Source organism: Cohnella xylanilytica (genome assembly GCF_014212175.1).
Classification (GTDB): Bacteria; Bacillota; Bacilli; order Paenibacillales; family Paenibacillaceae; genus Cohnella; species Cohnella xylanilytica.
Map to the genome: position 1 here is coordinate 1 of NZ_JACJVR010000123.1, position 5,220 is coordinate 5,220.

General features: G+C 50.5%; 8 protein-coding genes. All 8 read left to right on the forward strand.

Going from position 1 to position 5,220, the window contains the following annotated elements; all coding sequences use genetic code 11:
- Positions 1-242: 242 nt before the first annotated feature.
- The 8 genes from H7B90_RS28375 to H7B90_RS28410 all read left to right on the forward strand — a co-directional run bounded on the left by H7B90_RS28375 (position 243) and on the right by H7B90_RS28410 (position 5,128).
- The gene (locus tag H7B90_RS28375) at positions 243-1,094 is read left to right on the forward strand and encodes an Hsp33 family molecular chaperone HslO (RefSeq protein ID WP_260411291.1); all 852 of its coding nucleotides are present in this window, start codon (positions 243-245) and stop codon (positions 1,092-1,094) included.
- Positions 1,091-1,837, forward strand: coding sequence for a MerR family transcriptional regulator (locus H7B90_RS28380; RefSeq protein WP_185139274.1), 747 nt, complete (start codon positions 1,091-1,093; stop codon positions 1,835-1,837). The genes H7B90_RS28375 and H7B90_RS28380 overlap by 4 nt, the downstream gene beginning before the upstream one ends.
- A gap of 25 nt (positions 1,838-1,862) precedes the next feature.
- Positions 1,863-2,303, forward strand: a complete 441-nt coding sequence (locus H7B90_RS28385) for a hypothetical protein (RefSeq protein WP_185139275.1) — start codon at positions 1,863-1,865, stop codon at positions 2,301-2,303.
- 230 nt (positions 2,304-2,533) lie between these two features.
- Positions 2,534-2,926 (forward strand): hypothetical protein, encoded by a 393-nt coding sequence (locus H7B90_RS28390; protein ID WP_185139276.1) that lies wholly within the window; start codon positions 2,534-2,536, stop codon positions 2,924-2,926.
- Positions 2,927-3,387: 461 nt separating this feature from the next.
- Positions 3,388-3,804 (forward strand): MerR family transcriptional regulator, encoded by a 417-nt coding sequence (locus H7B90_RS28395; RefSeq protein WP_185139277.1) that lies wholly within the window; start codon positions 3,388-3,390, stop codon positions 3,802-3,804.
- Complete coding sequence (locus H7B90_RS28400) at positions 3,804-4,322, forward strand: hypothetical protein (protein WP_185139278.1); 519 nt, start codon at positions 3,804-3,806, stop codon at positions 4,320-4,322. The genes H7B90_RS28395 and H7B90_RS28400 overlap by 1 nt, the downstream gene beginning before the upstream one ends.
- 18 nt (positions 4,323-4,340) lie before the next feature.
- Positions 4,341-4,925: an ATP-dependent Clp endopeptidase proteolytic subunit ClpP gene (gene clpP, locus H7B90_RS28405; protein ID WP_185139279.1), complete on the forward strand. Its 585-nt coding sequence runs from the start codon at positions 4,341-4,343 to the stop codon at positions 4,923-4,925.
- Positions 4,926-4,945: 20 nt separating this feature from the next.
- Positions 4,946-5,128 carry a hypothetical protein gene (locus H7B90_RS28410; RefSeq protein WP_185139280.1) on the forward strand — a complete coding sequence of 61 codons (183 nt, stop codon included), beginning with the start codon at positions 4,946-4,948 and terminating at the stop codon, positions 5,126-5,128.
- Positions 5,129-5,220 lie beyond the last annotated feature (92 nt).

Here is a 5,220-nt window from a genome sequence, read left to right on the forward strand (position 1 = left end):
GAGACTTCTTTTCACGCTACACTCAAGTAAGGTGCCATTATCGAGAAGAATTTGTATGATTTTTCATACAACATTCAAATTCAAGCCAAAGCGCCTTCTCGAGGCAGACGGATCCGAATCAAAACCGAATAGGACAGTTCCGTTAGCGAAAGGGGCATCCGTAGAAAAAATGCTCTTGAATCTCACGTTACGTGAGGTTGTACAATCTTTGAAAAGAAAGGGGGGTTTATTACATGGAAGCTATGATCGCGAAATTTTTGAGTCATGACAAGCAAACGCGTATACTAGTACTTGACAATACTTCCATCGTTAGAGAACTGATGAGAAGACAGCCTCTGCGAGCCGTGGGCGCGGAAGCGTTGGCAACGTCCTTCTCCTTGTCCTGTCTTTTGTGCGCCACCTTAAAAGACGAACAGCGGCTGAGCATTCGAATTCAAACTTCGACGGCCGGACGCTATTTCCAATGCGACGTTGAATCGAACGGACACGTAAGGGGCTATGCCAGCGATGCCGTCGTCGACAGCGGCGGGAACGCGGCCGGCCTGACCGAGCTGATCGGAAGCAGAGGCTTGATCCGCATGACCAAGGATATTGGAATGGGTTCCTTGTTTACCAGCGCGGTGGACATGCCTTATCAGAATATCGTGGACGACTTCGCTCATTTCTTCCGGCAAAGCGAGCAGTTGGATACGGCCTTCCGGTATTTCTATTCCGGTAAGCCGTCGGATATCCGTTACAGCCGCGCCGTTCTCGTTCAAGCGCTTCCGTTCGCCAAGGACGGAACGATGGAGCATTGGCTATCCGAACTTGATAAGAGCGAAGACGTATTTCGAACAATCGGCTCCGACAGCGAACAACGGATTCGAACGGTATTCGGCGGGGCCGATCTTGTCGAGCGGCAGCCCCTGCTCCTGTCCTGCTCTTGCTCGAAGGAAGCCTTGCTTCCGCTATTATACGGACTGGGACCGGCGGAGCTGGAGGACATCAGAAGGAATCGGCAGACGGTAGAGATCGCCTGTCATCTATGCGGCAGGAAATACGAGTACAATCCGCAAGACCTTTTTACACAAGGCAACGACTGGAGAAGCCAATGAGCGAGATGTTCATGAGAAGCGGGGATGTCGCCAATTTGGTTGGCGTGACGGTGAGAGCCTTGCATCACTATCACGAGATCGGGCTGCTCATTCCCGGCCATTTGACCGAAGGCGGCCATCGTCTCTATAACCAAAAGGACATTCAAAAGCTCTATCAGATCCTGGCTTTGAAAAACTTCGGCTTTACGCTCGAAGAGATTCGGGATATGCTGCATACCGCCGATCCGGATCCCTCGCTGATTGTCCGTCTGCAATTGGAAAAGGCAACCGAAGCGCTTGCCGTACAGATCTCCTTGTGCAATGCGCTGCGTGAAGTACTAGAATCGCTCGAGGCTCGCGAATCGCCTTCCGTTCATGACCTGGCGGAGATTATTATGATAATGCAGGTCCATACGAGACAGTATCTGTCCGACGAACAAATTCGGCAGCTCAAGCAACAGTACAAGTCGTTATCCGCCCAAGAGGCCGAGCGGCGGGAACAAGATTGGCATTCCTTTATCGAACGGCTCGCCAAGAGCCATTCCGAAAATCTGGCCGTCGATTCCCCGCAAGCGCAAAAACTGGCCCGTTATTGGAATGAATTCGTGCAATCGGCGACCGGGAGCGATCCGGTCTTAGCCGAGGCGGTCCATCGCTTCCATGCCGACAACCAAAACGATCACCTGCGTTTCGGTCTAACCCCCGAGTTGTTTCAATATTTGCAACGAATCAGGCAGGCGGCGGAATCGAGCGCAGACAGCTGACGCTCACAGATAAGGGGAGAATGGAATGAGAAGCAGCAAGAAGAGGCTTCTATGGGGAGTCGTCGCTATTATGGCGGCTAGCGTTCTGATTATAGGGAGCGCCGTCGTATGGAAGAACAACTCCGAGCTGTTCCGCGAATTCCGAAGCTTCTCGGTGAAGATCGTCAACAAGTCCGATTACGACCTCGTGTCGGTGGAGACCGGCATTCTGCAGAGCGATTCTTCCGGCAACGCGGTCGCAAGCGGCTCCAAGGATACCTATGACAAAAAAATCAAAGCCGGCCGCGAGAAAGCGATAAAACCAAAGTTAAGGATCGACGGCGAAGGAGGCATTTATCTCAAATACACGGACTCGCGCGGCGAGACGGTTCAGAAGACCGTCTGTTCCTACACCGAGTATGTCTCCGGCTATTCGACCGTCACCATCCATAACGATAAGGTCGAAGTCCAAGAGAAATGCCACTAACCGCCTTTTGGGCAGCCAAAGTGAAAACTCGGACGGGGTATGGGAGGTTAGGTCTCTGCCCCTATTTACATCCAATTTTTGTTGGAATATATTAAAATTGATATAAATGTTATCGATAACATAGAAGATGAAGAATGGAGGTGGAGTCGGGCGCGAGAGGATATCGCGAGAGGATATAAGATTAAGGTGCGTTTAAACTTAAAACTCCGATGCAGGAAGGATGACGATTGATGAAAAGAAGATTGAGCGCCTTATTTGCAGTCTTGATGGCCCTATCCCTTCTATTCGGCATTTCCGCTTCGGCCAACCCTGCCGTCGTCAGCTACGGCAACTCCTACTCCCAGACGCTCACGACCGGAGGCTATGTCTACATTCTCCCTAACGCCAAAACGTCGGGCACGAGCATTCATATCGCGGCTTCCTCCGCGAACACGCTTCGGCTGCATTATTACTGGAGCATCAACAACACGTCGATCGATCTCGGCACGGCCGTCGTCAACAGCACCAACTACAACGGAGGTTCGGGCTATTACAGCGCCGGCACTCTGGTCACGGTAGTGGAACGCATCCCGGAGACGATAGCCGCGTATCCCTCGGTATCCTACACCATCTCGTTCAACTAATCCGACCGTATGCGCGATCTCTTATCCAGACGATTACAGCAACTCCCGCAGGCAAATGCCGACAGGAGTTGCTCTTTTTTAGAACAACTTATAGTTGATCGGTGGAGATCGTCGCGCCATGCCTAACGGACGCCACGACCGCTATTGACGCCAAAATCGCCATTTTTCATTTTTAACGGACACCGATGCACTTAATTTGGGGAAAACGCCCTTTTTCGGCCGTATTCCGAGTAATTAAGCGCCGTGGTGTCCGTTCCATTGTGAAAATGGCTGTTTGTCGCGAGTTAACGGCTGTGGCGTCCGTTACACGGGCGGCTTGGCGCCAAGCGGACTACGGGAGTCAAATCATAGTTGTTTTTTTGACAAACGCACACTTTTACAGTAAACTGTAACCAATACACTTCAGTGTAACTAATACAGCTAAGTGTAAAACATACAGCTGAATGTCTTGGAGGCGTGCCATGAACAGCTATACCGCTAAACAAATAGCCGAAATTCTCCAACAAGACGACCCGCGCATGAATCTGCGAACGGTTAGGTATTACACGCAAATCGGGATGGTGCCACCTCTCGAATTGGCGGGGAACAAAAGGATTTATACGGACCGTCACCTCCATTACTTCCGCGCCATTATCGCCTTATCCAGAACCGGAGAGACGCTCGCTTCCATTCAGGAGACATTGAAGGACAGATCCATGGAGGACATTGAAAAGATAAGCCGGCAATTACCCTTGTATGAACCTAGCCGAATGCTTGAAAACGAAACTCTGAAAATAACGGAGGACGTCATCATCACGATTAGCCCTCGGATCTCCGCGGAGTTAAAGCAAAAAGTGATCGATTCGGTATCTCAAGCTTTAAAGGGAGAGAATCCATAATGATGCTTGAACTCAAATTAGCCAAGTCCATGATGGAGAACGAGGAAGGAATGAATCATTTGTGGGTGCGGGTACTTCGGGAGGAGAGAGCCGAGCCCCGAAAGTCCGAAATCCGCATTCGGCTGCCGAACGGCCTTTACCGTTCGCCTAATCTCAACGGTCTCGTCGAGAACGTACGGGGAAATATCGCGATGGACTCCTTCGACCAAGAAGTGATCTGCGAAATATTCACTCAAGACCCGGTCGAATGCGGCGACAAAACAATCGTTGTAACCCTGCTATCAAACGAGACGACGGTAAGCGAAGAAATAAGGATTCGAGTCGTCCATGAAGACGATATGGATAGCGTCGAGATCGACGAACAAGTCGTCGAACGAATCAAAGAGATCAGCAGAGCCCCTATTCCGCCCATCAACGAAGCGACAAATACGATATTCCTTCAACCAAGAGTACCGGTAATTAGAGAGAATAAATTTTCATACTTGGAAAAGAAATACCGCATTGACTACGGAGGATGAAAGGAGCGCGGCGTACCCATGAATCTGATTCCTTATGTCGTCGAGCAAACGTCAAGGGGCGAAAGAGCCTACGATATTTACTCCAGATTGTTGCAAGACCGAATCCTGTTCGTATCCGGGGAGATCACGGACGATGTCGCGAATAGCGTCATAGCACAACTGCTCTATCTGGATGCGATGGATTCGGAGAGGGATATCAACATGTACATCAACTCGCCGGGCGGCTCCATTACGGCAGGCATGGGAATTTATGACGCGATGCAATTCGTCAAGGCCGATGTAACCACCCTCTGTGTCGGAATGGCGGCTTCCATGGGCGCTTTTCTATTGGCCATTGGAGCGAAAGGCAAACGGCTCGCGCTTCCTAACAGCGAGTTCATGATTCATCAACCCCTCGGCGGAGCGCGCGGGCAAGCCGCGGATATTGAAATAAGCGCCAAGCGCATCCTTCGACTGAGGGATAAATTAAACAAGATTTTATCCCGCCAAACCGGCCAAGAGCTTGAAAAAATCGAGCGCGATACCGATAGAGACCGCTTTATGGATGCCCGCGAAGCCATGGCGTACGGGTTAATCGACAAAGTGATGCATTCAGCACCCTAAAGAAGGGAAGTCGGCAGCGCATGGAAAAGAAACAAATCGAATACACCGTTGAGTACATGGACCAAAACGGCGTCGTTTATTTCGAGAATGTCAAAGCCTCCGGCTTATCTGATGCCAAGAGGCAAATTCGTCAAAGATTCGCCGATGTCACCATTAGGGCGGTTACCGTTGTTCCGCACGATCAAGAGCATGAACAAGCCTAGTTATGAAACTTAAATAGGGCTTACGCTCCCCCTAATACTTGACGTACGACTATAACTTTCGGTACGCTAGTACTATTAAGCCCCCTAATTAG